The 26,647-nt window shown below is 67.0% G+C and carries 24 protein-coding genes; 14 read left to right on the forward strand and 10 right to left on the reverse strand.

Annotation, left to right across the window (positions count from 1 at the left end):
• The first annotated feature begins 99 nt into the window (after positions 1 to 99).
• From CVO77_RS21795 to CVO77_RS06705, 3 genes are read left to right on the forward strand one after another with little or no spacing between them, the layout of a single operon-like run.
• On the forward strand, positions 100 to 2,346 hold the full coding sequence (locus tag CVO77_RS21795; protein ID WP_158258015.1) for a TonB-dependent receptor: 2,247 nt from the start codon (positions 100 to 102) through the stop codon (positions 2,344 to 2,346).
• Between the two features lie 35 nt (positions 2,347 to 2,381).
• Positions 2,382 to 3,137, forward strand: coding sequence for a helix-turn-helix domain-containing protein (locus CVO77_RS06700; protein ID WP_105998450.1), 756 nt, complete (start codon positions 2,382 to 2,384; stop codon positions 3,135 to 3,137).
• The gene (locus CVO77_RS06705) at positions 3,130 to 4,821 is read left to right on the forward strand and encodes an N-acyl-D-amino-acid deacylase family protein (RefSeq protein WP_105998451.1); all 1,692 of its coding nucleotides are present in this window, start codon (positions 3,130 to 3,132) and stop codon (positions 4,819 to 4,821) included. The genes CVO77_RS06700 and CVO77_RS06705 overlap by 8 nt, the downstream gene beginning before the upstream one ends.
• A 4-nt stretch (positions 4,822 to 4,825) precedes the next feature.
• Here the strand turns inward: CVO77_RS06705 and CVO77_RS06710 are convergent, their stop codons facing one another.
• A complete protein-coding gene (locus CVO77_RS06710; protein WP_158258016.1) occupies positions 4,826 to 6,946 on the reverse strand; it encodes a DUF2817 domain-containing protein in 2,121 nt (706 codons plus the stop codon).
• 120 nt (positions 6,947 to 7,066) lie between these two features.
• Between CVO77_RS06710 and CVO77_RS06715 the strand changes: the two genes are divergently transcribed.
• Complete coding sequence (locus CVO77_RS06715) at positions 7,067 to 8,335, forward strand: peptide MFS transporter (protein WP_105998453.1); 1,269 nt, start codon at positions 7,067 to 7,069, stop codon at positions 8,333 to 8,335.
• Here the strand turns inward: CVO77_RS06715 and CVO77_RS06720 are convergent.
• The 3 genes from CVO77_RS06720 to CVO77_RS06730 are packed head-to-tail and all read right to left on the reverse strand — an operon-like array spanning position 8,305 to position 11,605.
• Entirely contained in the window at positions 8,305 to 9,531 is a 1,227-nt protein-coding gene (locus tag CVO77_RS06720; protein ID WP_105998454.1) for an amidohydrolase family protein, read from the reverse strand. The two genes, CVO77_RS06715 and CVO77_RS06720, sit on opposite strands and share 31 nt — an antisense overlap.
• Positions 9,528 to 10,970, reverse strand: a complete 1,443-nt coding sequence (locus CVO77_RS06725; protein WP_105998455.1) for an amidohydrolase — start codon at positions 10,968 to 10,970, stop codon at positions 9,528 to 9,530. The genes CVO77_RS06720 and CVO77_RS06725 overlap by 4 nt, the downstream gene beginning before the upstream one ends.
• A gap of 35 nt (positions 10,971 to 11,005) precedes the next feature.
• A complete protein-coding gene (locus CVO77_RS06730) occupies positions 11,006 to 11,605 on the reverse strand; it encodes an FMN-binding negative transcriptional regulator (protein ID WP_105998456.1) in 600 nt (199 codons plus the stop codon).
• Between the two features lie 205 nt (positions 11,606 to 11,810).
• Here CVO77_RS06730 and pdxR point away from each other — a divergent pair, with 205 nt between their 5' ends.
• From pdxR to CVO77_RS06745, 3 genes are all read left to right on the forward strand, one after another.
• Positions 11,811 to 13,277: a MocR-like pyridoxine biosynthesis transcription factor PdxR gene (gene pdxR, locus CVO77_RS06735; RefSeq protein ID WP_105998457.1), complete on the forward strand. Its 1,467-nt coding sequence runs from the start codon at positions 11,811 to 11,813 to the stop codon at positions 13,275 to 13,277.
• 70 nt (positions 13,278 to 13,347) lie between these two features.
• Positions 13,348 to 14,574, forward strand: coding sequence for a putative porin (locus tag CVO77_RS06740; RefSeq protein WP_105998458.1), 1,227 nt, complete (start codon positions 13,348 to 13,350; stop codon positions 14,572 to 14,574).
• Positions 14,574 to 15,782, forward strand: a complete 1,209-nt coding sequence (locus CVO77_RS06745) for a carbohydrate porin (RefSeq protein ID WP_105998459.1) — start codon at positions 14,574 to 14,576, stop codon at positions 15,780 to 15,782. The genes CVO77_RS06740 and CVO77_RS06745 overlap by 1 nt, the downstream gene beginning before the upstream one ends.
• Before the next feature lie 23 nt (positions 15,783 to 15,805).
• Here CVO77_RS06745 and CVO77_RS06750 read toward each other — a convergent pair whose 3' ends face one another.
• On the reverse strand, positions 15,806 to 16,195 hold the full coding sequence (locus CVO77_RS06750; RefSeq protein WP_105998460.1) for a DUF488 domain-containing protein: 390 nt from the start codon (positions 16,193 to 16,195) through the stop codon (positions 15,806 to 15,808).
• 54 nt (positions 16,196 to 16,249) lie between these two features.
• Between CVO77_RS06750 and CVO77_RS06755 the strand changes: the two genes are divergently transcribed.
• The gene (locus CVO77_RS06755) at positions 16,250 to 17,368 is read left to right on the forward strand and encodes a DUF2855 family protein (protein WP_105998461.1); all 1,119 of its coding nucleotides are present in this window, start codon (positions 16,250 to 16,252) and stop codon (positions 17,366 to 17,368) included.
• 44 nt (positions 17,369 to 17,412) lie between these two features.
• Positions 17,413 to 18,063 carry an HAD-IA family hydrolase gene (locus CVO77_RS06760; RefSeq protein WP_105998462.1) on the forward strand — a complete coding sequence of 217 codons (651 nt, stop codon included), beginning with the start codon at positions 17,413 to 17,415 and terminating at the stop codon, positions 18,061 to 18,063.
• Here the strand turns inward: CVO77_RS06760 and queA are convergent.
• The 5 genes from queA to CVO77_RS06785 form a co-directional block, all read right to left on the reverse strand.
• A complete protein-coding gene (gene queA / locus CVO77_RS06765; RefSeq protein ID WP_105998463.1) occupies positions 18,060 to 19,100 on the reverse strand; it encodes a tRNA preQ1(34) S-adenosylmethionine ribosyltransferase-isomerase QueA in 1,041 nt (346 codons plus the stop codon). The genes CVO77_RS06760 and queA overlap by 4 nt on opposite strands.
• 25 nt (positions 19,101 to 19,125) lie before the next feature.
• Positions 19,126 to 19,932 carry a peptidylprolyl isomerase gene (locus tag CVO77_RS06770; RefSeq protein ID WP_146130832.1) on the reverse strand — a complete coding sequence of 269 codons (807 nt, stop codon included), beginning with the start codon at positions 19,930 to 19,932 and terminating at the stop codon, positions 19,126 to 19,128.
• Between the two features lie 96 nt (positions 19,933 to 20,028).
• On the reverse strand, positions 20,029 to 20,535 hold the full coding sequence (coaD, locus tag CVO77_RS06775) for a pantetheine-phosphate adenylyltransferase (protein ID WP_105998464.1): 507 nt from the start codon (positions 20,533 to 20,535) through the stop codon (positions 20,029 to 20,031).
• A complete protein-coding gene (locus tag CVO77_RS06780) occupies positions 20,535 to 21,434 on the reverse strand; it encodes a polyprenyl synthetase family protein (RefSeq protein WP_106000695.1) in 900 nt (299 codons plus the stop codon). Before CVO77_RS06780 ends, coaD begins: the two co-directional genes overlap by 1 nt.
• A 26-nt stretch (positions 21,435 to 21,460) precedes the next feature.
• Complete coding sequence (locus tag CVO77_RS06785; protein WP_192878877.1) at positions 21,461 to 21,724, reverse strand: exodeoxyribonuclease VII small subunit; 264 nt, start codon at positions 21,722 to 21,724, stop codon at positions 21,461 to 21,463.
• 82 nt (positions 21,725 to 21,806) lie between these two features.
• Here CVO77_RS06785 and CVO77_RS06790 point away from each other — a divergent pair, with 82 nt between their 5' ends.
• The 5 genes from CVO77_RS06790 to CVO77_RS06810 all read left to right on the forward strand — a co-directional run bounded on the left by CVO77_RS06790 (position 21,807) and on the right by CVO77_RS06810 (position 26,623).
• The gene (locus CVO77_RS06790; RefSeq protein WP_105998465.1) at positions 21,807 to 22,472 is read left to right on the forward strand and encodes a hypothetical protein; all 666 of its coding nucleotides are present in this window, start codon (positions 21,807 to 21,809) and stop codon (positions 22,470 to 22,472) included.
• 141 nt (positions 22,473 to 22,613) lie between these two features.
• Positions 22,614 to 24,869, forward strand: a complete 2,256-nt coding sequence (purL, locus tag CVO77_RS06795; RefSeq protein WP_105998466.1) for a phosphoribosylformylglycinamidine synthase subunit PurL — start codon at positions 22,614 to 22,616, stop codon at positions 24,867 to 24,869.
• Positions 24,866 to 25,423 carry a nucleoside 2-deoxyribosyltransferase domain-containing protein gene (locus CVO77_RS06800; RefSeq protein WP_105998467.1) on the forward strand — a complete coding sequence of 186 codons (558 nt, stop codon included), beginning with the start codon at positions 24,866 to 24,868 and terminating at the stop codon, positions 25,421 to 25,423. Before purL ends, CVO77_RS06800 begins: the two co-directional genes overlap by 4 nt.
• Positions 25,424 to 25,430: 7 nt before the next feature.
• Positions 25,431 to 26,165: a DUF72 domain-containing protein gene (locus CVO77_RS06805; RefSeq protein WP_105998468.1), complete on the forward strand. Its 735-nt coding sequence runs from the start codon at positions 25,431 to 25,433 to the stop codon at positions 26,163 to 26,165.
• Between the two features lie 107 nt (positions 26,166 to 26,272).
• Complete coding sequence (locus CVO77_RS06810; protein WP_338061535.1) at positions 26,273 to 26,623, forward strand: endonuclease domain-containing protein; 351 nt, start codon at positions 26,273 to 26,275, stop codon at positions 26,621 to 26,623.
• Positions 26,624 to 26,647 lie beyond the last annotated feature (24 nt).

Consider the following 26,647-nt stretch of genomic DNA (forward strand, 5'->3'; position numbering starts at 1 on the left):
ATATAGTCAGCGTGAAGCCGGGGAGAGGGCAGCGACCGCACAGGATAAAGCGCGGCGATGTCCCCGAGCGTTTCGGGAGGCAAAAGGATGGCTGGCAACATGAACAGGACCGCAACGATCAGATTGGCCGCGATGGCCGGCGTGGGCATGCTCGCCCTCGCGCTGCCGCAGGGCGCGTTCGCGCAGGAGGCGAAACCCGCCGCGGACCGTGACGACAACACCATCATCGTCACCGCCAACAAACGCGCCGAGGCGCTGACCTCGGTCGCGATGGCGATCAGCGTCGAGACCGGCGAAAAGCTCGACCGCCAGAACGCCAACGGCCTGATGGACTATCTGGGCAATATGCCGAACGTGTCCATGCAGACCTTCGGCTCGCCGGGTCTGGCCAAGGTCGTTATTCGCGGCATCAACAGCGTCACCTTCAACGCCACCACCGGCACCTATATCGACGATGTGCCGTTCGGATCGTCGACGCTGTTCGCCGGGGGCGCGCTGCTCACCCCCGATCTCGATCCCAGCATCCTCGAGCGGGTCGAGGTGCTGAAGGGGCCGCAAGGCACGCTCTATGGCGCCAGCGCCCCCGGCGGGGTGCTGAAATTCGTCACCAAGGCACCCGACACGCGCGAATTTTCGTTCGGCGCGAAACAGGAATTATCGTCGGTCCGTCATGGCGAGGCCGGCTTTTCGCTGCGCGCCAACGTCAACCTCCCGATCGCGGCGGATCGGCTCGCGCTTCGCGTCAGCGGCTTCTACCGCCGCGATCCGGGCTATCTGGACAATGGGTTCGACGGCGAAAAGGACGTCAACCGCGTGGTGTCGAGGGGTATCAACGCATCCTTGCTGTGGACACCCACCGACGCGCTCTCGATCCGGCTGGGCGCCATCTATCAACAGCTGAACAGCCACGGCATCAACGGCGTTGCCGTGGACCAGGCGGCGTTCTTTGGTTTCATCCCCGATGAACCGCGCGCCATCATCCCGACCTATGGCCGCTACGACAGCGAATTCACCACGCCCGAATGGAACCACACCAACACCCGCGTCGCGTCGGCGACGATCACCTATGATCTCGGCTCGGATATCTCGCTGGTCTCGGCGACCAGCTATTCGCAAGCGCGCAACCGCAAGCGCGCGGACTATACGCCGGATTATGTCGACCTGGTGCCCGCCGGGGACCGCGTGCAATTTCTCTACGGTCTCGAAACCAAGAAACTGACGCAGGAACTGCGCCTTTCGTCGACCGGGGACGGGCCGCTGCAATGGCTGGTGGGTGGTTTCTACACCAAGGAGAAATCGGACTTCATTTCGATCTTTCAGCCGATCCTGCCCAGCGACGCCTTCGATACCTCGACGGTGCGCGTCTATGACGGGCATGAATTCACCAAATATCGCGAATATGCCCTTTTCGGCAATCTCACTTACTATCTGACCCCCAAGCTCGATGCGACGGTCGGGCTGCGTTACGCGCACAACAAGACCAGCCTGCGCGGCCGCGACCTGGGTCTGATCGGCAATCCCGACGATCCGACGGTGCCGCTCGCCTATGCGCTGCCGACATCGAGCGAAGGCGTCGTCAGCTATCTCGCCAACCTGCGCTGGCAACCCAGTGACAAGCTGATGTTCTATGCGCGCGCCGCCAGCGGCTATCGCCCGGGCGGCCCGCGGACCTTGCCGGAGGGCGTTCCGACGCCTCCCGGCTTCACCGACCAGTTCGGATCGGAAACGCTATGGAACTACGAGGTCGGCGCGCGCGCCAGCTTGCTGGACAAGCGCCTGACGCTCAGCGGCGCGCTTTATTATATCGACTGGACCAATATCCAGGGCTTCGTCGCCTTTGGCGCGTTCGGGGCCTTCGGCAACGCCGGTGACGCCGAGAGCAAGGGGTTCGAACTCGAAGTGACCGCACGGCCGATCGACGGCCTGTCGATTTCGGGCGGCGTTGGCTATTCCGATGCGACGCTGACCCGTTCGGACCCGACATTCGGCGGCACGGTGGGCGGCGCGTTGCCCTTTGCGCCGAAATGGACGTTCAGCGCCAACCCCGAATATGAATGGAGCGTAGGCGGCGACTGGCGCGCCTTTGTCGGCGGCAACATCCAATATCAGTCGCAGCGCTGGTCGAACATCGAAGGCGTGTTCCTGTCGGTTCCGCTGGAGGCGTATGAAACGGTCGATGTCCATCTGGGCCTGCGGTCGGAGAAGTTCGACATCACGCTGTTCGCGAAGAATATCTTCGATGTCTATGCGGGCATCGCGGACAACAGCACGATGTTCTTCGCACCCGCCAAATTGGGGATCAACACCCCGCGCACGATCGGCATCAGCTTCAGCCAGAATTTCTGACCAGCGGGCGCCGACCAGGCGGGAAGGAAGGTCGAATGTTCCAGCGCCGTTGCAGCCTGCCCGGCCCCGACAATTTGTTTCCGCGCAGCGACCGGCGCGGGGGCGAAGGGCGAATCCTGTTCACCCTGTCGGGGATCGTCGTGGTCAGCGTCGACAATGGCAGTTGGGTGCTGCCGCCGCAGCGCGCGCTGTGGGTGCCCGCCGACGTCGATTACAGCAGCTTCGCCCGCAAGTCGGGCGCGCTGCGCAGCTTTGCGCTGGCCGGGACCGATACCATGGCGGTGCCGGACGCGGTGCGCCTGCTGAACCTTTCCCCATTTTTCCGCGAATTGCTGATCGAGGCGTCGCGCAGCGAGGATCTGGCCGGGCAGACGGTACGGAGCACCTGCCTGAAGTCCTTGATCCTCAGCGAATTCGAGGGGAAGCTGCATCCGGCGGGCCGGATGGTCGCGCCCAGCGATAGCCGCCTGCTCAACATCTGCCAGGCGATCCTCGCCGACCCCTCGGACAATCGCACCATTGATGAATGGGCGCACACCGTGGGCATGAGCCGGCGCGCGCTGACGCGCAATTTCCGCCAGCAGACCGGGCTGAGCCTGGCGGTCTGGCGGCAGCAGGCGCGACTCGAGGAAGCGACGGCGCGGCTGCGGATGGGCGAATCGGTGACGCGCGTCGCCTATGAGGTCGGCTATGAAAGCATCGCGACCTTCAGCATGATCTTTCGCCAGAATTTCGGCATGTCGCCGTCGCGCTACGCCCGTTCGGACGCGGCGGTCGGCCTGCATGGCTAGCCACGCGCGCCGGTTGATCCCGGCGTTGGTCGCGATGTTGCTGGCCGGGTGCGTAACGCGGCCTTCCTTCGATGTGGTGATCCGGCACGGGACGATCTACGACGGATCGGGCGCCGCGCCTGTCGTCGGCGACGTCGCCATTCGGGGCGGCCGCATCGCCTATGTCGGCGCGCATGCGCCGGGCACCGCGCGGCGGACGATCGACGCGACGGGCAAGGCGGTGGCGCCGGGCTTCATCAACATGCTGAGCTGGGCAACCGAATCGCTGCTGGTCGACGGGCGAGGCCTGAGCGACCTGCGCCAGGGCGTGACGCTGGAGGTGATGGGCGAAGGCAGCTCGATGGGACCACTGACCCCGATGATGGCGAAGGCGCTGGTCGCCCAGCAGGAGGAGGGCATCCGCTACCCGGTGCGCTGGACCACATTGGGCGGATATCTCGATCATGTCGCGGCAAAGGGGATCGCGCCCAATATCGCCTCCTTCGTCGGCGCCGCGACGGCGCGCGAGATGGTGCTGGGCGAAGCCGCCGTCGATCCCGATCCGGCGCAGCTTGACGCGATGCGCGGCGTCGTCCGGCAGGCGATGGACGAAGGCGCGATGGGGGTCGCCTCGGCGCTGATCTATCCCCCCGGCGCCTTTGCCAAGACCCCCGAACTGACGGCGCTCGCCGAGGCGGCGGCACGTTGCGGCGGTATCTACGCAACCCATCTGCGCAGCGAGGGCGACCGTTTCCTCGAAAGCGTCGATGAAGCGATCGCGATCGGGCGCGCCGCCGATGTTCCCGTCCATTTCTATCATCTGAAGGTCGGCGGGCGCGACAATTGGCCGAAGATGGCGACCGCGATCGCGCGGATCGAGGCGGCGCGCGTTGCGGGGCTTCGGGTGAGCGCCGATGTCTATCCCTATATCGCCTCGGGAACCGGGCTCGACGCATCGATGCCGCCCTGGCTGTTCGACGGCGGCATCGACGCCGCGATCGCGCGGCTGAACGATCCCGCCACGCGCCGCCGCGTCATCGCCGAAATGCAGGGCAAGGGGGACTGGGAAAATGTGCTGCGCATGGCCGGCCCCGACAAGGCGGTTATCGCCGGCGTCCGCACCATCGCGCTCCAGCCGCTGGTCGGCCGGACCCTGGCCGATATCGCGCGCGAGCGCGGGGTGTCGCCCGAGGAAGCGGCGATCGAGCTCGTCGTCGCCGACCACGGCCGGGTCGACACCATCTATGAGACGATGAGCGAGGACAATCTGCGCGCCGCGATCGCCTGGCCGTTCACCGCGATCGGATCCGACGCACCCGCGATCGCGACCGAGGGCGCGTTCCTGGGCAGCCGGGTCCATCCGCGCACCTATGGCAGCTTCGCGCGCGTGCTGGGGCGCTACACCCGCGACGAGAAACGGCTGTCGCTGGCCGAGGTGGTGCGGCGGATGAGCGGCCTGCCCGCGTCGATCCTCGGACTTGCCGATCGCGGCCTGCTGCGCACCGGCTATCATGCCGACATCGTCCTGTTCGATCCGCGGGCGATTGCCGATCATGCCAGCTTCGCCGACCCGCATCATTATGCGACCGGAGTATCCGACGTGTTCGTCAACGGCATCGCGGCGCTCGCGGACGGAAAGCCCACCGGCGCGGCGTCGGGCCGCGTGGTGCGCGGGCGCGGGTGGAAGGCATGCCCCGCGCGTTGATCGCTCAATCGGCGTCCGACTGGATCAACGCCCCGCAATCGGCGGCGACATTGTCCGCCGCCCACGCCGCCGCCCCGTCGATCGCGCGGCGATAGACCGGCATCGCCGCCGCCATCGCCGCGTCCTGATAGGATCGGCGCGTGGGCGACGCCGCCTCGCGCAGATAGCGCATCGCCATCTGCCCCGCCGCGCCGCGATGTTCGCGGTTCGCGAACAGCCAGCGCTCCCACATCGTCGTCCGCGTGTCGGGCTCGGGCGAGTGGATGAAGGCGTCGGGATCGCAGCAGAATTCGATCAGCGCACCGGCGAGGTCGGTCGTCGGCGCCAGCGCGCGGCGCAGGCCCCACATGATGACGCCATGATGGTGCGGGCGGCGCTGCGACGTGCCGCTGGCCCATTGGGCATCGACCGTGGCGGGGTCGAGCACGTTTTCGCCCCACCATGATCCCGCCCGCCGGTGCAGCGCGCCGCCGCCCGTATCGAAGCCAACGAAGATCAGGCGGCCATCGCCGATCGGGATCAGGCTGTGCCAGTCGATATAGGCGACATGACGCGCGCGCGCGCATCGCCGGGTGACGATGCCGGTCACGATCCGCGACGACCATTGCAATTCGTCGCCGCCATATTCGACCCCGTGCGGGTCGATATATTGGCCGCAGCTCAGCGCGTTGGCGACCGCCCAGTCGCCGTGGACCCGGTTCGCATCTGCGACCGCCGCGTCCCATTCGCCGACCAGCGCCTCGTCGAGCCCGGTGCGCTGTGGCAGAGCGTCCCGGATCGCCGCATAGACCGGATTGGCGGGCGGCGCCGCGCCGAAATCGATGAAATTGCGATTGAGATCGACATTATTCTCGTTGACCCGCAGCATATGGGCAAAGCCGAACGGATTGACCGCATGCACGAACAGTATCGCGACCCCCTTGGGCAACGCTTGCCCGGCGTGCCCGGTCAGCCAATGGACCTGCGCCGCCGATCCGTTGAAGCCTTCGGCGCCGTGCGTGCCGCACAGCGACAGGACGACGACATCGGCATCCTCGGGCCCCAGCCAGGCGGCGTCGATGAACAAAGGTTCGCCGCCGGGTCCGTCATGGCCGGGCAGTCGATGCGCCTCGACCTCGGCGCCGGCGCGCTGCGCGGCATCGCGAAACTTGCCGCGCGCCGCGCTGTAATCCTCGGCAAAGGCGGGATGCGGATCGGCAGCGGCGGGGCGATCCTCGTGCAGCGCCGCGATCCGCACCGCCATATGATCGCGCCGGTCGCGCAAGGCGGCCGCGCCCGGATCGGCGAGGCGCGCGCGCCATTCGGCAGCGACCCGATCGCGCAGTTCGGGGGTCCACGCCGGAAACGGATCGCGGTGGACCAGTTCTTCGCCAAAATCGAACGCGGCGATATGGTCGAGCCACGCCGCCGGATCGGCATCGCGGATGTTGAGCGCATAGCCGCCGAACAGCCCGACCGCGGCGGTGCGTGGGCCGATGCCGTGCATCAGCGCCTCGTCGACCTGCGTCACCGTCGCCTCGCCCCGCGCGATCATCTGAAGCGCTTCGCGCGCGACCGCCATCTGCAGCCGGTTGGCGAGGAAGCCGGTGACTTCGCGGTCAAGCCGCAGCGGATGCTTGCCCACCGACCGATAGAAAGCGCAGGCGCGCTCGATCGCCGCTTCGCTGGTCGCCGGGCTGCCCACCACCTCGACCAGCGGGATCGCATAGGGCGGGTTGATGGGGTGGCCGATCAACAGCCGTTCGGGATGGCGGCATTGCGGCTGGAACAGCGAGATCGGGAAATCGGAGGTGCTCGACGCGACGACGACATCGGCGGGCGCGATGCGGTCGATGTCGAGGAACAGCCGCCGCTTGAGCTCGAGCGATTCGGGCGCGCTTTCCTGCACGAACATCGCGTCGGCCAGCGCGGTTTCGAGGCGATCGGTAAAGGACAGGCGGGCGCGGATGTCGCCGACCGCGACGCCCAGCACCATCGCGACGCGGATCGCCATGGCGTCGAGCGCCGCTGCCGCCGCCGGATCGGGATCCTGCACCTGGACCCGGTATCCGCGCGCCGCGAACAGCGCCGCCCAGGCGTTGCCGATCACCCCGGCGCCGATGCAGGCCACCGTTTCTTCTTGCATATCCGCCCCTGCCCGCTCCATTCGTCAATGTTATAACTATATCAAAAAATCATGGATTGACAACTTTTGTAATTTCTAGATCATCGGCCGCACGGCATTTGGCCGACGGGGGCGATCGCGATGACGGCAGAGGCGGAAAAGAGCTGGTTCGGTCACCCCGCGGGGCTGACCATCCTGTTCCTGACGCAGACGTGGGAACAGTTTTCCTATTACGGCATGCGCGCGATCGTCGTCTATTACATGGTGACCGACCTGATGATGAGTCAGGCGAAAAGCTCGATGATCTTCGGGGTCTATGTCGCCTTCTTCTATCTGACGCCGATGCTGGGCGGGGTCATCACCGATCGCTGGCTGGGGCGGCGGCGCGCGATCATCCTCGGTGGGGCGATCATGGCGCTCGGCCATTTCCTGCTGACCTTCGAACCCTTTTTCTATGCCGGGCTCGCCGTGATCGTGGTCGGCAACGGATTCTTCCTGCCCGCGATCCCGGCGCAGATCGGCGACCTCTACCAACCCGGCGACCCGCGCCACGCCGGCGCCTATAATATCTATTATGTCGGCATCAACATCGGCGGCTTCCTCGCGCCCTTCGTCTGCGGCACTTTGGGCGAGCTTTATGGCTGGCACTGGGGGTTCGGCGCGGCGGGGGTCGGTATGCTCGCCGGGCTGCTGCTCTATATCCTCGGCGGCAAATATCTGCCCGCCGAGCCTGTCCGCCAGCCCGCCGTCAAGACCGCGCGGACACGCTTTTCGCGCCGGATCATCCTGCTGATGCTGGCGGTCGGCTTTGCCACCACCCTGTTTCGCGGCGCCTATCAACAGGTCGGCAACACGGTGGCGATCTGGCTGGAAAGCGGGGTCGACCGCGGCATCGGCGACCTTTCGATCCCGATGACCTGGTTCCAGGCACTCAATCCGCTGTTCGTCTTCGCGCTGACCCCCTTGCTGCTGGGCCATTGGCGGCGACGCGCCGCGGCGGGACGCGAGCGCCCGGCAATCGGCCGGATGGCGCTCGGCGCGGCGCTGGTCGCGCTGTCCTTCGCGATGCTGGCGGCGCTGGCCGCGATCGCCCACGGTCAGCCGATCCTGTGGCCGTGGCTGGTCGCCTTCTTCGCGGTGCTGACGCTCGGCGAGCTTTATATCCTGCCCACCGGCCTCTATCTGTTCGATCGCCTCGCGCCGCCCGGATCGAGCGCCTTCGCAATCGCCGCCTGGTATGGCACCATCTTTACCGGCAGCCTGTTTTCGGGCTGGGTCGGCACCGCCTGGTCGGCGATGAGCCCCCCGGCCTTTTTCCTGCTGCTCGCCGGATGCGCGCTGGCCGGGGCCGCGATATTGGGGCTGCTCGGCCGGTCCGATCACTCGCGTCCGGAGAGCAGCGCCTTGTAGCGTTCGGCGAGCAGGGTCTGGCGCGTGTCCATCGGCATCTGGCGACCCGCGATGAACACCGCCGCCGGTCCGTCGCCGATCTCGAGCGGATCGCCCTGCCAGACGACGATATCGGCGAGCTTGCCTGGCTCGATCGACCCGAGCCGGTCCGCCACGCCAAAAATGATCGCAGGGTTCAGCGTCACCGCCTTCAGCGCCTCGGCCCATGGCAGACCGTTGCCGACCGCATTGCCGGCATAAAGCGCGACCAGCCGGGCATCGTGCGGCGCCCCGGCGCTGAACCGATTGAGCGGCGCGATCGCGATCATCACCCCCGCCTTGGCCAGCCGCGTCGCATTTTCCTGCGTCGCCGCCATCGTCTCGAAATCGACGGGCAGATTGGCGTAGCTGTCGACGATCACCGGGATTTTCGCCGCCGCGATGCGGTCCGCCACCGTCCAGCCTTCGGTCGCCCCCATCATGATGACGCGGATCGTCGGGTGGCGCGCGGCAAAGGCGATCAATTCCTCGATATCGGGCGCGCGTTCGACATGCGCCACGATCGGCAACTTGCCCGCGAGCATCGCCCGCAGCGCTTCGCCGTCCGGCCCCTCGGTCTCGGGCGCGGTGCGCAGCGCTTCTTCCAGCGTGATCCACGCCGCGCCGCGCGCGCCGCCGGCGGCGGCGGCGCCCACCGACCCCAGTTCGACGAGCGCCAGCGCGCGAGGCTGGAACAGCGGGGCGGCGGCGTCGCCGGTCTGGATCAGCGCGCCGATGCCGCCGAAGATCGACCGGCTCGCCATCGGAAAGATCGCGCCGCGCGTCACCCCCTCGACCCGCGCCGTCGGGATGATGGTCGAGGCCGGGTTGATCCCGTAACGCACGTCGAAACCGGCGGCGAAGGGCGCGCCCGGCGCCGACTGGTCCTGCGTCGAGGGCACGGTTTCGACCTCGACCAGCCCAAGCTGGCTATAGGCGCTGAACAGGCCGGGCGTCACCGGCTGCCCCTTGGCATCGATGACGCGCGCATCGGCGGGGACGGCGACCGCATCGCCGACCGCGACGATGCGGTCGCCCCGGATCAGCACCGTCCCCTTGTCGATTACCCCGCGCGCCGACAGGCTGTGAATCTGGCCGTTGACGATCGCCACGGTCTCGGCCGCGGCGGGCATGGGAAGCAGCGCGAGCATCAGCGCCATCGCCCGCCCCGCCCTCATTTCATGTCTCCTGCGCCCGATTGGCCGAGCTCGAAATCGCTCACCCAGCGCGACGCCGGGTTGCTGCGGTCATAAACGATTGCGCCATCGACGAAGACCTTTTCGCTGTGGGTATAGATGGAAAAGGGATCGCCGCTCCACAGCACCACATCCGCCATCTTGCCCGGCTCGAGCGATCCGGTGCGATCGGCGATGCCGAGCGCGGTCGCCGGATTGTACGACATCCATGTCCAGGCGTCGGCTTTGGAAATGTCGATGCCCAGCCGATGCGCGGCGGCGCGCGCCTTGGCGCCTTCCTGGTTCAGATGCTGGATGGTGACGCTGTGATCCGAATGGATCATCGCGCAGCCGCCCGCGCGGTGGACGAGGCCGATATTCTGCTGCACCCCGTCATAGGATTCCATATTATACCCCCACCAGTCGGACCACATCGCCGCGCAGGTGCCTTCCTTCTTCAGCAGGTCGGGGATTTTATAGGCCTCGACCGCATGGTGGAAGGCGCTGACATGATAGCCGAATTCGCGCGCCATGCTTAGCACCATCGCCATTTCGTCGGCGCGGTGGCAGTGCATATGGACGCGGATATCGCCATCGAGCACGCCCGCCAGCGTCTCGAGCGTCAGGTCGCGGTCGGGGGCGACCAGCCCCGTCGCACCCGCCGCCTTCGCCTTGTCATAGGCGGCCCAAGCCGCGCGATATTTCTGCGCCTTGATCCAGGTCGCGCGATAGATGGCGAAATTGCCCATCCGCGTCGCCGGGCGCTCGCCCTTGGTGCCATAGGGATGATTGGCCGCATTATACGACATGGTCGGAATCTCGCCGCACGCCATCTTGAGCCCATAGGGCGCACCGGGAAATTTCATGGCCTGCGCGGTGCGCGCCGGCACCGTTTTCAGCACCGCCGTCCGCCCGCCGAACAAATTGCCCGATCCGGGCAATATCTGCTGGGTGGTGACGCCCCCCGCGGCGGCGCGGCTGAACGCCGGGTCCTGGACCAGCACGCCATGTTCGACCCACACTTCGGCGGTCACCGGCCCCACGAACTCGTTGACGCTGTCGGCGCCGACCACTTCGGGCATCGGGCCATTGCCGACATGGCTGTGGACGTCGATGATCCCCGGAGTCACCCATTTGCCGGTGCCGTCGATCACCTCGGCATCGGCCGGAGCTATAATGTCGCGCCCGACCGCGACGATCTTGCCGCCCGCCAGCAGGATCGAACCGCCGTCGATCTGCTGTCCCCGCCCGTCGAGCAGCGTGGCGCCGGTGATCATCACGGTGCGCGACGGCAAGGGCCGATAGGTCGACGAATAGGGGTCCTTGATCGACGGCGCGCGATCGGACGCCGCCCCGACCAGCAGCAGAGCCGCCGCCAGCGCCCCGGCACAGCGGCCGATCGAAAATCCCCCGGCGCCCTGCTCGATCATCCTCTGGCGCATCCTAATCCTTTCGGATCGTCCCGCCCGTTCTACGCTCATGTCCGCCCCCTGTCGAAACGCTGCATCCAGGCCACCATGTCGGCGTCGGGCAGCGAGCCGATGATCGACGCCCGCGTTTGCTGGCGCTCGTCCTGCCCCAGCTTGAACTTGCCGGTGAGTCCCGTCACCACCGCCCGGAATCCGACGATGTGGCCGAGCATGTCCCGATAGCGATCGCCCAGCTCGGCGATCGTCCAGGGCCTCAGCCTCCCCTTCTCCATCGCCTCGACCAGTCTTTCGAGCGCATATTCGGTGAGCGCCGCGTCGAACCGCACATCGGCGCGGACCCGAAGCTGCGCATAATTCCAGGTCGGAGCCCAGTCGCGCATGCCGGCATGGTCGGGGCTGATATAGCTGTCGGGCCCCTCGAACAGGATCGTCGCGCGCGGATCGGCGGTCAGCGCCGCGCGAAGCGGGTTCGACCGCGCCAGATGACCGATCAGTTCGACCAGCGCCCCATCTTCGTCGAAACGGCCGATAAGCGGCAGGAGGCTCGCCTCCATCGCCGCCGCGCCGCCGCCGCAAACCCAGGCGAGCGGATAATCCTCGATCAGCTTGCGCACGTCGGCTCCGTCAAATCGCTCGAAAAGCGTCACACCGCCCCCTTCAGATCCCGTTGCGCCTCGCGCCGCCGCCAACGGGCGAAGGCGGAGCGCCTGTCGCTTTCTTCCACCCTCTCTGGCCCTCCCACAAGCGCCAAAAAAAGAAAATCGGAGGGACCACTTGTGCGTTGTGGCGGTGCATTGCGGCCATTAGGATTGGTTCCGGCTTATAAGTTTGTTGGCGAGAAGGACCGGTCCAATGCTCCGCCCCTGGCAACTCAGCCTCAGCGACCGCATCGACGCTACGCGCGACACGCCGATCTATATGCAGATTATCGAAGCGCTCGTTCGCGATATCGAGCGCGGCAGGCTGACCGCGGGCAGCTATTTGCCGAGCAGCCGCGAACTGGCGAAAACTTTGGGCGTCAACCGAAAGACCGTGGTCATCGCCTATGAGGATCTGATCGCGCAGGGCTGGCTCGAATCGGCCGCGACGCGCGGGACGATGGTGGCGACGGCGCTGCCCGATCCGGTGAAGCGGCAGCACGCCGACCCCGAACCCACGATGAGCAGCGTCGCGGTCGACTATCGCTATGCCGCGCCGCCCGCGCGCCCGATCGCGCTGCCGGGGGGAAGCGGGCTCAAGATCGACGAGGGCGCGCCCGACGGGCGGCTTTTCCCCGCCGAACTTCTCGCCCGGGCCTATCGCGCCGCCACGAACCGGGCGGCGGAAACCAACGGCTTTCAATATCGCGACCCGCGCGGATCGGCGGCGCTGCGCGACGGCATCGCGTCGATGCTGCGCGGACAGCGCGGATTGTTGGTCACGGCCGACAATATCTGCATCACGCGCGGCAGCCAGAACGGCCTCTTCCTCGCCGCGCAGATCCTTCTGAAACCCGGCGACGCGGTGGTCGTCGAGGCGCTGACCTATGAGCCCGCCGTTGCCGCCGTTCGCGCGCTTGGCGCGCAGATCGTCCCGGTCGGCCTCGACGAGGGCGGGATCGATATCGACGCGGTCGAACATGCCTGCCGCCGCAACGCCGTGCGGGCGGTCTTCGTCACCCCGCACCATCAGTTTCCGACCACCGTCTCGCTGCGCCCCGGACGGCGCCTCCGGCTCATCGAACTGGCCCGCCTCTTCGGCTTTGCGATCATCGAGGATGATTATGACCATGAGTTTCATTTCCAGTCGCAGCCGCTGCTGCCGCTCGCAAGCTATGGGCCGGGCCAGACCATCTATGTCGGATCGATGTCGAAACTGCTGCTACCGGCGCTTCGCGTCGGCTATATCGCCGCGCCGCCCGCGGTCATCGACGCGATCGCGCACCGCGTATCGCTGACCGACGGCATGGGCAATGCGCTGACCGAGGATGCGGCCGCCGCGCTCATCGAAACGGGCGAACTGCGTCGTCACGCGCGCAAGGCCTGGCAGGTCTATGCCGAGCGGCGCCGGAATTTCGCCGCCGAACTCGACGAGGCGCTCGGCGATATCGCGGATTACAAGATGCCCGATGGCGGGCTCGCCTTCTGGTTGCGCTTTCCCGGCAGCGACCTCGACGCGATGGAGGCGCGCGCAGCGGCGCTGGGCCTGCGCTTTGCCTCGTCGCGCTCGTTCATGACGCATGACGAGGCCCCGCGCGGCCTGCGGATCGGCTTCGCCAGCCTCAACGCCCATGAGGCGCGGATCGCGCTGGCGGGACTTCGCGAAGCGGCGGGAGGCTGACGCCTTGGTCCCATAGTCAGTCCCATTATTGGATGTTTTGCGAACCAGCTGGCTGCGGAAAGCTGCGACCATGCGAATATCCGCCCTGCTGCTCGCCGTCCCCGCGCTCGGCTCGTCCTTCGCGGCGCATGCCGAGGACGACAGGATCGGCGTGCTCGAACGCCAGCTCGCCGACCAGCAGGCGCGGATTCAGGCGCTGGAAGCGATGGTCGCCGCGCAAAGCCAAAGGCTCAGGCAGGCCGACACACCCGCTCCGACCGCCAATGCGCCGTCAAAAGACACCCGCATCCCCGGCCTGAAAGTCAGCGGCGACGTGCGCGTTCGCCAGGAATGGAACAGCGTGCCGGGCCGCGACCGATCGCGCACCGCGCTTCGCGCGCGGCTGCGGGCAAACTATAAGGTCGGCGACCATTTCGCGGTCGGAACGCAGATCGCCACCGGCGATCCCGACGACCCCAATTCGGCCGATGTGACGCTCGGCAATTTCGTCGACGATCTGGCCGTATCGCTCGACCAGGCCTGGATCCGCTACACCAACGGCGGTTTGACCGCCTATGCTGGCAAATTCCCGCAGATCGTCCAGCGCACCGACATGGTCTGGGACGGCGATGTGTCGCCGCAAGGTATCGCGGTCGCCTATGGGTCCGACCTCGGCGGGCTGCGCATCGACGGCCGCGGCCTTTATTTCGTGATCGACGAGGCCGCCGTCGCGCGCGACAGCGACATGCTCGGCGGTCAGATCGCTCTGTCCGCACCGCTTGCGCCGGACATCAAGGCGGGCCTCACCGGCAGCTATTACCACTATCGGCTCGGCGCGGTGGCGGGCGCCGACGCCGGCGATTTTCGCGGCAATCTTCGGTCCGGCGGCCGCTATCTTTCCGACTTCCATCTGCTCGAAACCATCGTGACGCTCGGCTGGAGCGGCCTCTCGCCGCGCTGGCCGATCGGCGTCACCGCCGATTATGTCCGCAACCTCGGCGCGGCGGTATCTGGCGACACGGCCTACAACCTCGAACTGGCGGCGGGGCGGACATCGACGCCCGGCGACTGGCGCATCGCCTATCAATATTCGAAGGTCGAGGTCGACGCGGTGCTGGCCGCGTTCAGCCACGACAATATCGACCTGTCGACCAACTACCGGCTGCACGGACTGGGCCTGTCGCACGTCCCGGCGCGCCATTTACAGCTCGACCTGCTCTGGTATCATTACCGGCCGCTCGATCCGCTCTATGCGGGCGCCTCTTCCCCGACCGGGTGGCTCGACCGCGTCCGCCTCGCGTTCATGGTGAGCTTCTGATGCTCGCCCCGGCCGCGCTCCTCGCGCTTGCCGCCGTGCCGGCGGCGGCCACGCACCCCGAACGGGCCGGTCCCGCGCCGCACAGCCATATCCATGCGGCCGAGGAGATGGACGAGGACCAGGGTCCGCTTCTGCTCCGGCTCACCTACACCGGCGAGGTCATGGGCAATGCGGCGGGCGGCATCCGGCGCGGCGCGCGCTATCTCGACAATCTCGACATATTGTTTGAAGCCGACATGGAGCGTATCGCGGGCTGGGGCGGCGCCCAGATCCATGTCTATGGCCTCTACAACAACGGGCGCTCGATCAGCCGCCTCGCCGGGGACACCCAGGCGGTCAGCAATATCGAGACCGGCGTTTCGGCCTTGCGCCTTTACGAAGCGTGGATCGACCAGAAAATCGGCCAGCATGTCTCGCTGCGCGTCGGCCTCTATGACCTTAATTCGGAGTTCGACTCGATCGAAGCGGCCGACCTGTTCGTCGGCAGCGCGCACGGGATGGGCACCGACATCGCGCAGAGCGGGCGCAATGGCCCCTCGATCTTTCCATCCACCTCGCTCGCCGCGCGCCTGCACGTCGCACCGGCTCCGGGCTGGGTGCTGCGCGCCGCGCTGCTTGACGGCGTTCCCGGCGACCCCGATCATCCCCGCCGCACCGCCATCCGGCTCGGCGGCGGCGATGGCGCGCTGATGATCGGAGAGGTTCAGGCGCCGCTGGGCGAAGGGAAATTATGGCTCGGCCATTGGCGCTACACGGCGCGCTTCGACCTAGGCGACGGCGGCATCGGCAACAGTAAGGGCAAGGGCAATGCCGGTTCCTACATACGCGGTGCCTTTCCGCTTGCCGCGCGCGACGATCGCCGGCTGGATGGCTTTCTGCGGCTCGGCACCGCAAGCGGCCGCTTCAACATGTTCGACCGTTTCGCCAGCATCGGGCTCAAATTCAGCGGCTGGGTTCCCGGCCGCGACAAGGACGAATTCGGCTTTGCCCTGGCCGCAGCCTTCACCGCCGACAGCCATCGCTCCGCAACGGGCGCCGGACCGTCGGAACTGGCGATCGAGGCAAGCTACCGCGCGCGATTGGGCGACGGGCTATGGGTCCAGCCGAGCCTTCACTATGTCCGCAATCCCTCCGCCGATCGCGCCATCGCCGATGCGCTGCTGCTCGGCCTGCGGTTCGAGGCGAGCCACAGCCTGTTCGGCCTTTAGAGGGTGGAGACCCTGGATGGCGGCTATTTCGGTCGCCGCTCCAGCCACTCGCGCAAAGCGACGGCGTTGTTTCGCGCTTCGTCCTTCGCGGCATAGAGCAAGGTCACCGGCCCGGTCTTCGCCGCCGCGTCGAGTTCGGCCAGCGCCGCCGCGACGGCGTCACCCCCGGCGTCGAGCGCGGCGAAATATTCGTTGCGAAAGGCCGCCCAAGCCGCGTCCGACTGCGCGGTCGCGTGGTGGAATTCCTCGCGCATCGCATCGCTCGGCGACAGGATTTTCAGCCACGCGGTCAGCGCCGCCTTCTCCTTCGACACGCCGCGCGGCCACAGCCGATCGACGAGGAAGCGCGCGCCATCCTTGGCCTCGGGCGCGTCATAGATGCGCTTGACCGCGATTGTCAGGGACTTCGTCATCTGCGAGACTATCGGCCAAGACCGCGCGCGCGGCAAGCCACAAGGAGAAAGAAGATGACCGACGCCTGGGCGATCGACGTCGACCGCGACGATATCGCAAAGGCGGCGCTGGTCGCCGCGCCCGCGCCGCCGCTCGCCCCCGGCCAGCTCCGCGTCGCGCTCGACAGCTATGCGATGACCGCGAACAACATCACCTATGCCGTGTTCGGCAAGCCGTCGGGCCTGTTCGGCGCAGATAAGGATGGGGGGGATCAAGGCTATTGGGATTTCTTCGCCGAGCGGGGCGAGCCGGGTCGCCTCCCCGTCTGGGGTTTCGCGACCGTCACCGAAAGCGCCGCCGACGGCATCGCGGCCGGCGACCGCTTCTATGGCTATTATCCGATGGCGAGCGCGGCGGTGCTGACCGCGGGCAAGGCCGGCCCCGGCGGCTTTACCGATGCGACGCCGCGACGCACCACGCTGCCGCCGATCTACAATCACTATCAGCGGATCGAGACGCTGGAGGGCTATCGCACCGCCGACCATGATTATTGGCCGGTCTTTCGCCCGCTCTTCCTCACCGGCTGGCTGATCGCCGACCAGTTCGAGGATGAGGGCGATTATGGCGCCGAACAGATATTGATCGCGAGCGCGTCGAGCAAGACCGCGATCGGCCTCGGCTTTTCGCTCGCACGGCGGCAAGGGCAGCGCCCGCAAACGATCGGGCTGACCAGCCAGGCCCATGTCGAGGCGCTCGCCGCACAGGCCATCTATGACCGCGTGATCGCCTATGACGATATCGCGACGCTCGACGCCGGGGTTCGCTCGGCGTTCGTCGACATGGCGGGCAATGGCGCGGTGACGCACGCGGTGCACAGCCATTTCAAGGACCATCTCAAGGCCTCGATCATCGTCGGCAAGTCGCATTGGGATGCCGATGCCGGTGCAGCGGCGCTTCCCGGTCCCGAGCGGCAGGGCTTCTTCGCCCCCGGCCGCAGCCAGAAGCGCATCGCCGGCTGGGGCGGAGCGGCGTTCGGGCAGAAGGTCGCCGAGGCCTGGCTCGCCTTCATGGAGGTCGCGCCGCGCCTCGCGCGCATCGACCGGCGCCGCGGCGGCGACGCCGCGCTTGGCGCCTACCGCGACATGCTCGCGGGCCGCGCCGATCCCAAGGCGGGGATCGTCGTCGAACCCTGACCAGACCGGTTGACGTTAACGTCAATCTGCGCTCTAGCCGCGCCATGTCTCGCTATACCCATGTCATCTTCGACTTCGGCGGCGTCATCACCGCTTCGCCGTTCGAGGCCTTCAACCGGCTCGAACAGGAACGCGGCCTGCCGCGCGACTTCATCCGCCGCGTCAACAGCGCCGACCCCGACGGCAATGCCTGGGCGAAATTCGAGCGGGCCGAGATCGACGCCGCGGCATTCGACAGCCTGTTCGCCGCCGAAGCCCGCGCGCTGGGGCATGAACTCGAAGGCGAAGCGGTGCTGGCGGTGCTGGCGGGCGCGGTGCGCCCGGCGATGGTCGCCGCGCTCGACACGCTGAAGGCCAGGGGGTTCACGATCGGCTGCATCACCAACAATGTGCCGTCGGGAAAGGGCGCGGGCATGGCGCGCAGCGAAGCGATGGCGGCCGAGGTCGCCGCGATCATGGCGCGCTTCGACCATGTCGTCGAATCGAGCAAGGCCGGGGTTCGCAAACCCGATCCCGCCATCTATCGGATGATGTGCGAGGCGCTGGACGTCGCGCCCGAAAACTGCGTCTATCTCGACGATCTCGGCATCAACTGCAAACCCGCAAGCGTGCTGGGCATGCACGCGATCAAGGTGACGAGCGGCGAGCAGGCGCTCGCCGATCTGTCGGCGGTGCTGGGAACCGTGCTGCCCTAAGGCAGCAACAGGCTGGCGTCCCCGTAACTGTAGAAGCGGTAGCCTTCCCCTATGGCGTGCCCATAGGCCGATTGCATGGTTTCCAACCCCATCAGCGCGCTGACCAGCATGAACAGGGTCGATCGCGGCAGGTGGAAATTGGTCATCAGCCCGTCGATCGCCCTGAAGCGATAGCCCGGCGTGATGAAAATCGCGGTGTCGCCCTCGAACGGCGCGATCCGGCCGTCTTCGCGTGCCGCGCTTTCGAGGAGGCGCAGGCTGGTGGTGCCGACCGCGATCACCCGGCCGCCGCGCGCGCGCACCGCGTTCAGCCGCCCGGCGGTCGCGGCATCGATGCGGCCCCATTCGGCGTGCATGACATGGTCCGCGGTGTCGTCGGACTTCACCGGCAGGAAGGTGCCGGCGCCGACATGCAAGGTCAGCATTTCGGTGGCGACGCCCGCCGCGGTGAGCGCCGCGAGCAGGTCGGGGGTGAAATGCAGCGCCGCGGTCGGCGCCGCGACCGCGCCGTCCTTGTCGGCGAACATCGTCTGATAATCGGCGCGATCTTCGTCGTCGGTCGCGCGCTTGCCCGCGATATAGGGCGGCAACGGCATCGTCCCCGCGCGTTCGAGCAATATCTCGACCGGTTCGTCGCCGCCAAAGGCGAGGATGAAACTGCCGTCGGCCAGCCGCTGCTCGGCCAGCGCCGCGACCCCCGAACCGAAATCGACCGTCTCGCCGACGCGCAGCCGCTTGGCGTTGCGGACGAAAGCCTGCCAGCGGCGCAGGTCGACACGCTTGTGGAGCGTCGCGCCGATTTTTGCGTCTCCGCGCTTTCCCTCAAGCTGCGCCGGGATCACGCGCGTGTCGTTGAACACCAGGCAATCACCCGCGCGCAGCAGCGCCGGGAGATCGCGCACGCCCCGGTCGCTCATTTTGGCGTCGCTGATAGAGCCGCCCTCGACCACGAGCATCCGCGCCGCATCGCGCGGCCGCGCGGGGCGGAGCGCAATGCGCTCGGACGGCAGATCGAAATCGAAGGCGTCGACGCGCATGACGGGTTCGCGCGTCCTTTCGGGCTTACTGCTTGATCGGGGCGTTGAGCTCGTCGACCGAGACCGCGGGCGCCGCCGCCGGCTGGTCCTCGACCAGCGCCGAGGCGGGCGGCATCGGCTTGTTGTCGGCAGCGACCGACATCTGGACGATGCGCGACATCACCGCGGGCGGCTCGCCCTTATGGATCGCATCGACATATTGCATCCCCGACACGACGCGGCCGAAGGCGGTGTAGCGATGATCGAGGCTGAAGCGCGGCTGGAGCATGATGAAGAACTGGCTGTTGGCGCTGTCGGGGCTTTCGGCGCGCGCCATCGACAGCGTGCCGCGCAGATGCGGCGTGTCGTTGAACTCGGCCTTGATGTCCGGAAGCTGCGAGCCGCCCTGCCCGGTCGCGGTCGGATCGCCCGTCTGCGCCATGAAGCCGTCGATCACGCGGTGGAACTTGATCCCGTTATAGAAGCCCGCGCGCGTCAACTGCTTCAGCCGCTCGACATGGTTCGGCGCGACATTGGGATAGAGCTGGACGACGACCCGCCCGCCCGTCGAAAGGTCGAGGTCGAGCATATATTCGGGATTATTGATATATTGGTCGGGGGTCATCGCGGGGGCGGCGGGAGCCGCTTCGGGCGCGGGCGCGGCAGTGTCCGATGCCGGGGCGGGCGCGGGCGTGGGCGTTTCGACCGGCGGCGCGGGCTCGGCCGGGGCGGGGGTCGGCGGCGCTTCGCTGCCCTGCGGCGCGGGCGCCGGGGGCACGTCCTGCGCGGCGGCCGATGCCGCGAGGCCGATCGCCATCGCCGTCAGGATCAGGGGGCGGAAGGAAAGTTTCATGCTGGATCGGCCTCTTGTCGAATCTGAATATGCGCCCCGATGGGGCGACCTAGCGGGAAAAAGCTGAACGCTCAATGATTGCGATCACGGGCGCGATCAGCTGTCGCCCTGCCGAAGGCCGCGTTCGTCGATCCGCGACACCACCGCATCGCGCACCGCGGGGGTCACGAACTTGTGGATGTCGCCGCCGAAGATCGCGATTTCCTTGACGAGGCGCGAGGCGATCGGCTGCAAGCCGACGTCGGCCATCAGAAAGACCGTCTCGATCCGGTCGTTGAGTTGCTGGTTCATCCCCGCCATCTGATATTCATATTCGAAATCGGCGACCGCGCGCAGTCCGCGCACGATAACGCTGGCGCCTTCGCGCTCGGCGAAATCCATCAGCAGCGCGTTGAAGCCGACCACGCGGATGTCGCCGTCGATCGACGCGACCTCGGCCTTTACCATGGCGATGCGTTCGTCGTCGTCGAACAGCGGCGATTTGGTGATGTTCGTCGTCACGCCGATCACCAGCCGGTCGACGAGCTTCGCGCCGCGCCGGATGATATCCATATGGCCGAGCGTGATCGGATCGAACGTCCCCGGATAAACCCCCACCCGCATCAATGGTCCCTTTCCACCACATAGCGCGCGATCGCGCGCAGCAGCGCCGCCTCATCGCCGAAACCGGCGAGATGCGCAATCGCCTGATCGACGAGCAGTCGCGCCTGTTCGCGCGCGCGGTCGAGCCCCATCAAGGTAACGAAGGTCGCCTTGCCCGCCGCATCGTCCTTGTGCAGCGCCTTGCCCGCGAGCGCTTCGTCGCCTTCGACGTCCAATATGTCGTCGGCGATCTGGAAGGCGAGCCCGATGTCGCGCGCATAGCCGCGCAGCGGGCGGCGCCCTTCGGCGGGTATCCGCGCGAGGATCGCCCCCGCCTCGACCGAAAAGCCGATCAGCGCGCCCGTCTTGAGTTGCTGGAGCCGGGTGACGGTCGGCAGGTCGAAATCGGCGGTTTCGGCAACCAGGTCCATCATCTGCCCGCCCGCCATGCCCGTCGGCCCCGCGGCGCGCGCCAGTTCGCAGCAGAGTTCGGCGCGCACGAACGGATCGCCGTGCGTCGCGGGATCGCACAGCCATTCAAAAGCGAGCGCGTGGAGCGAATCGCCCGCGAGCACCGCGGTCGATTCGTCATAGGCGCGGTGGACCGTCGGCTTGCCACGGCGCATGTCGTCGTCGTCCATGCACGGCAGATCGTCGTGGATCAGCGAATAGACGTGCATCGCCTCGACCGCCGCGCCGACGCGCAGGCCGATCGTGCGGTCGACATGGAACAGGTCGCCCGCGGCGCGCACCAGCAGCGGGCGCAGCCGCTTGCCGCCGGCGATCGCGGCGTGGCGCATCGCCTCGTACAGCCGCGCGCGCGGATCGGCGGGGACGGCGAGCAGGCGGTCGAACAGCGCGTCGATCCCGGCGGCGACCTCGTCCTGCGCGGCGTGCAGCAGATGCTCCGCCTGGTCGATATCGCCGTCGGCGAGGGCCACCCGGCTCAGCTTTCGCCGAAGGGCGTGGTTCCCGCCGGCTGGCCGTCGGCGCCCAGGCTGACCTGCTCGATCCGCGCCTGCGCCGCGGCGAGCCGCGCCTCGCAATGGGCGCGGAGCGCATGGCCGCGTTCGTAGAGCGCGACCGATTCCTCGAGGCTGACGTCGCCGCTTTCGAGCCGGCGGACGATGGTTTCGAGCTCGCCCATCGCGGCCTCGAACGACATGGTGGCGATCGGGGCCGAAATCGGGGGTGCGGGGGTATCCGTCATGCGCCTGCTTTGGCCCCTTCGCCCCCCCATGGTCAAGTGCGGTCGAGCTTGACCTCCTCTCCCAAAGCGATAGCATCGCCTTATGTTCATCGGCCACTTCGCTCCTGCATTGGTCGCCGCGACGCGGCCACAGGCCGCCGGGCTGGGCACGCTGTTCGTCGCGGCGCAACTCGTCGACATCGGCTTCGCCGCGCTGCTGATCCCAGGGGTCGAGGCGATGCGGATCGTCCCCGGCATCAGCGCGATGAACCCGATGGACCTTTACCACATGCCCTATACGCACAGCCTGCTCGGCGCCGCGCTCTGGGCCGCGATCTTTGGCCTGCTCGTCGGGTTCGGCACCGGGCGACGCGAAGCGGCGATCGGCGCCGCGATCGTCGTCGTGTCGCACTGGTTCCTCGACCTGATCGTCCATATCCCCGACCTCACCCTGCTCGGCGCGCCGCCAAAGATCGGGCTAGCGCTGTGGAACCACCCGCTCGTCGCGATGCCGCTCGAAATCGCGCTGATCGGCGGCGCGCTCGTCTATTATGCCCGGCGCACGCGGGCGTCCGCGGGCCATCTGCGGCTATGGCTGCTCGCCGGGCTGCTCGCGCTGGTCCAGGCGATCGACTGGTTCGGGCCGAAGGAGCCGGTCTATTCGCTCGCGATTCCGGCAACGATGCTCGCCGCCTATGCGGTGCTGACCGCCGCCGCGGGTTGGGCGGGCGCGAACCGGCGGCCGATTACCCTCCCTTACCGGCCATAAAAGCCATCAAGGGTCTGTTCCTAACGCGCGCGCGGCAAGAGAGCCTCCCCTCCCGAATTGGAAACACCGTGATCGCGCCGGGGCGTTCGCTGGCAAGGAGTGGTGCTTCCAATTCGGGAGGGGAGGCTCTAAAGGCGCGCCATGACCCAGACAGCACCCGCGCCCGCCTCCGTCATCACCCACGAGATCGTCGCCGAACACGGCCTCTCGCCAGAAGAATATGACCGCGTCCTCGCCGCGCTCGGTCGCGAGCCGAACCTTGTCGAGCTGGGTATCTTCTCGGTCATGTGGTCCGAGCATTGCAGCTATAAAAGCTCGCGCCTTCACCTCAAGAAACTGCCGACCGAGGCGCCGTGGGTGATCTGCGGCCCCGGCGAGAATGCCGGCGTCATCGACATCGGCACCGGCGAAGGCGGCAAGAAGCTCGCCGCGATCTTCAAGATGGAGAGCCACAACCACCCGTCGTATATCGAACCCTATCAGGGCGCGGCGACCGGGGTCGGCGGCATTTTGCGCGATGTCTTCACGATGGGCGCGCGCCCGGTCGCGAACCTCAACGCGCTGCGCTTCGGCCGCCCCGACCATCCGAAGATGAAGCACCTCATCTCGGGCGTCGTCCACGGGATCGGCGGATATGGCAATTGCGTCGGCGTCCCCACCGTCGGCGGCGAGGTCAATTTCCACACCGCCTATGACGGCAATATCCTCGTCAATGCGATGACCGTCGGCGTCGCCGAACAGGACAAGATCTTCTATTCGGCCGCGAGCGGCGTCGGCAATCCGATCGTCTATGTCGGGTCGAAAACCGGCCGCGACGGCATCCACGGCGCGACGATGGCATCGGCCGACTTCGGCGAGGATGCCGAGGAAAAGCGCCCGACGGTGCAGGTCGGCGATCCCTTTACCGAGAAATTGCTGATCGAGGCGTGCCTCGAACTGATGGCGTCGGACGCGATCGTCGCGATTCAGGACATGGGCGCCGCGGGCCTCACCTCCTCGTCGGTCGAAATGGCGTCGAAGGGCGGCGTCGGCCTCCACCTCAAGATGGACGACGTGCCGCAACGCGAGACCGGCATGACGGCGTATGAGATGATGCTGTCCGAATCGCAGGAACGCATGTTGATGGTGCTCAAACCCGGCCGCGAAGATTTCGCCGCCGCGATTTTCCACAAATGGGAGCTCGATTTCGCGGTCATCGGCACCGTCACCGACACCGGGCGCATGGTCCTCGAACATCATGGCGAGATCGTCTGCGACATCCCGCTCGCCCCGCTCGCCGACGACGCGCCGCTCTATGATCGCCCGCACGTCCCGACCCCGAAGCAGCCCGAACTGACGAACGTCCCCGAGACGAAGGACGTCGCCGCCGACCTCAAGACCTTGATGGGCACCCCCGACATCGCGTCGCGCCGCTGGATCTGGGAACAATATGACAGCCAGGTCGGCGCCGACACGGTGCAGACCGGCGGCGACGCCGCGCTCGTTCGCATCCACGGCACCAGCCGCGCGCTCGCGATGACGACCGACTGCACCCCGCGCTATTGCTACGCCGACCCGGTCGAGGGCGGCAAGCAGGCGGTCGCCGAGACGTGGCGCAACATCAGCGCGGTCGGCGCGACGCCGCTCGCGATCACCAACTGCCTCAATTTCGCCAACCCGCAACGTCCCGAAATCATGGGCCAGATCGTCGGCTGTCTCGACGGCATGGCGCAGGCGTGCCGCGCGCTCGACTATCCGATCGTGTCGGGCAACGTCAGCCTCTACAATGAATCGAAGGCAACCGGCGGCGGCAGCGCGATCCTGCCGACCCCCGCGATCGGCGGCGTCGGCGTGATCGAGGATCTGAACAAGGCGGTCGGCATCGGCTTCCAGCAGACCGGCGACATCGTCCTCGCGGTCGGCGAACGCGCCGGGCATCTCGGCCAGTCGATCTGGCTGCGCGAAATCCACGGTCGCGAGGAAGGGCCGCCGCCCGAGGTTAACCTGCGCTGCGAAAAGCGCACCGGCGATTTCATCCGCCATGCGATCAATGCCGGATGGATCACCGCGTGCCACGACGTGTCGGACGGCGGCGTCGCGGTGACGCTCGCCGAAATGGCGCTCAAATCGAACATCGGCGTACTGGTCAGCGAAGAACAGCCCTTCGGCATCGCCGAGAGCTTTTTCGGCGAGGATCAGGGGCTGTATCTGGTCACCGTCTGCGACACCTGCCTCGCCGATTTCCTCGACGCCGCGGGCCGCGCCGACGTGCCGGTCGATCCGATCGGCCGCACGATCAGGGACCGCATCGTCTTCGAATTGCCGGGCAGCGACCATCAGGTGACGCTCGCCGAACTTCGCGAAGCGCATGAGGGCTTTTTCCCCACCTTGATGGGGGCCGACGCGGCGCTCGCATGATGCGCGGTGCGCTGACCGCCCTCGCCCTGCTCTCGCTCGGGGCGCCGGCGTGGGCCGCGCCGCTGGTCGTGACATCGCCGCAGCAATGGCCCGCCGACCATGATCGGCCGCGCATCTTCCTCGGCGGCAGCATCGACATGGGCCGCGCGGCCGACTGGCAGGCCGATCTGACCCAGGCGCTCGGCGATCTCGACGTCGTGATCCTCAATCCGCGGCGGCCCGACTGGAATCCGGACTGGAAGCCGGTCGCGGAAGAGCCCGAATTCCGCCGCCAGGTCGAATGGGAACTGGCGGCGCTCGAATCGGCCGATATCATCGTCATGTATCTGGCGCCGGGGTCGCAAAGCCCGATCAGCCTGCTCGAAACGGGGTTGCATGCACGCGGCGGAAAGCTGATCCTGCTCTGCCCCGAGGGCTTTTGGCGCAAGGGCAATGTCGATATCACCGCCGCGCGCTATGGCATCGAGCAGGTCGCGACGATGGACGCACTCGCCGCGGCGGTGCGGCAACGGGTGGCGGACTGGACGATGCCGAAACCCTCTTCCGAGGAGTGACGAGGCCATGAGCATCCATATCGGCATCGGCGGCTGGACCTATGAGCCGTGGCGCGGCCCCTTTTATCCGGCCGGGCATCCGCAAAAACGCGAACTCGAATATGCCGGTCAGCATCTGACCGGGATCGAGATCAACGGCACCTATTATGGCAGCCAGAAACCCGAGACCTTCGCCAATTGGGCGGAGGCGGTTCCCGACGGCTTCCGGTTCAGCGTCAAGGCGTCGCGTTTTGCCACCAACCGCAAGATACTGGCCGACGGCGCGGCGTCGATCGAAAAATTCCTGACGCAGGGGCTGACGCGGCTCGGCGACCGGCTCGGTCCGATTCTGTGGCAGTTCATGGCGACGAAAAAGTTCGACCGCGACGATTTCGCGGGCTTCCTCGATTTGCTTCCCGAAACGCAGGACAGCCTCCCGCTGCGCCACGCGATTGAGGTGCGGGACGAAAGCTTCCGCGATCCCGCGTTCATCGACATGGTGCGCGCGCGGAATATGGCGATCGTCTATGCCGACAGCGACGAATTTCCGTGCATCGACGAGCAGACCGCCGATTTCACCTATGCCCGCCTCCAGCGTACCCAAGAGGATGTCGAAACCGGCTACGACGACAAGGCGCTCGATGGATGGGCCAACCGCGCGCGCGACTGGGCCAAGGGCGACCGCGACGTCTATCTCTTCTTCATCGCGGGCGCGAAGGTCCGCAATCCGGCGGCGGCGCAGGCGTTGATCACGCGGCTATGACCATGGGCTATTCGGGAACAGCAGCGGTTGGGTTATGAAAGATCCTCCCCTTCGCGAAGCGTTGGGGAGGGGGACCGCGCCCGAAGGGCGTGGTGGAGGGGTAGAGCGTGCCGGCAAGCGATCACGCCTATAAACATGCCCGGCGACTGCGCCGTAAGATGTCGCTCCCCGAAGTGCTGCTGTGGCAGATTCTGAGGAAGCAACCGGGCCATATCAAATTCAGGCGCCAGCACCCGATCCATCGATATGTGCTGGACTTCTATGTGCCGGAATGGAAGCTCGCGATCGAAATCGACGGCATCGCTCACGACATGGGAGATCGTCCCGAGCGCGACGACGCACGGGACCAATGGCTCGCCTCACAAGGGATACGAACATTGCGAATCGCCGCCCGAGAGGTTCTGGCCGACCCCGCCGCCGTCGCGGACGGCATCGTCCGCTTTTGCACTGCGAGGTAAAACCCCTCCACCACCCTGCGGGCG

It is taken from the genome of Sphingopyxis lindanitolerans (assembly GCF_002993885.1).
Lineage (GTDB): Bacteria > Pseudomonadota > Alphaproteobacteria > Sphingomonadales > Sphingomonadaceae > Sphingopyxis > Sphingopyxis lindanitolerans.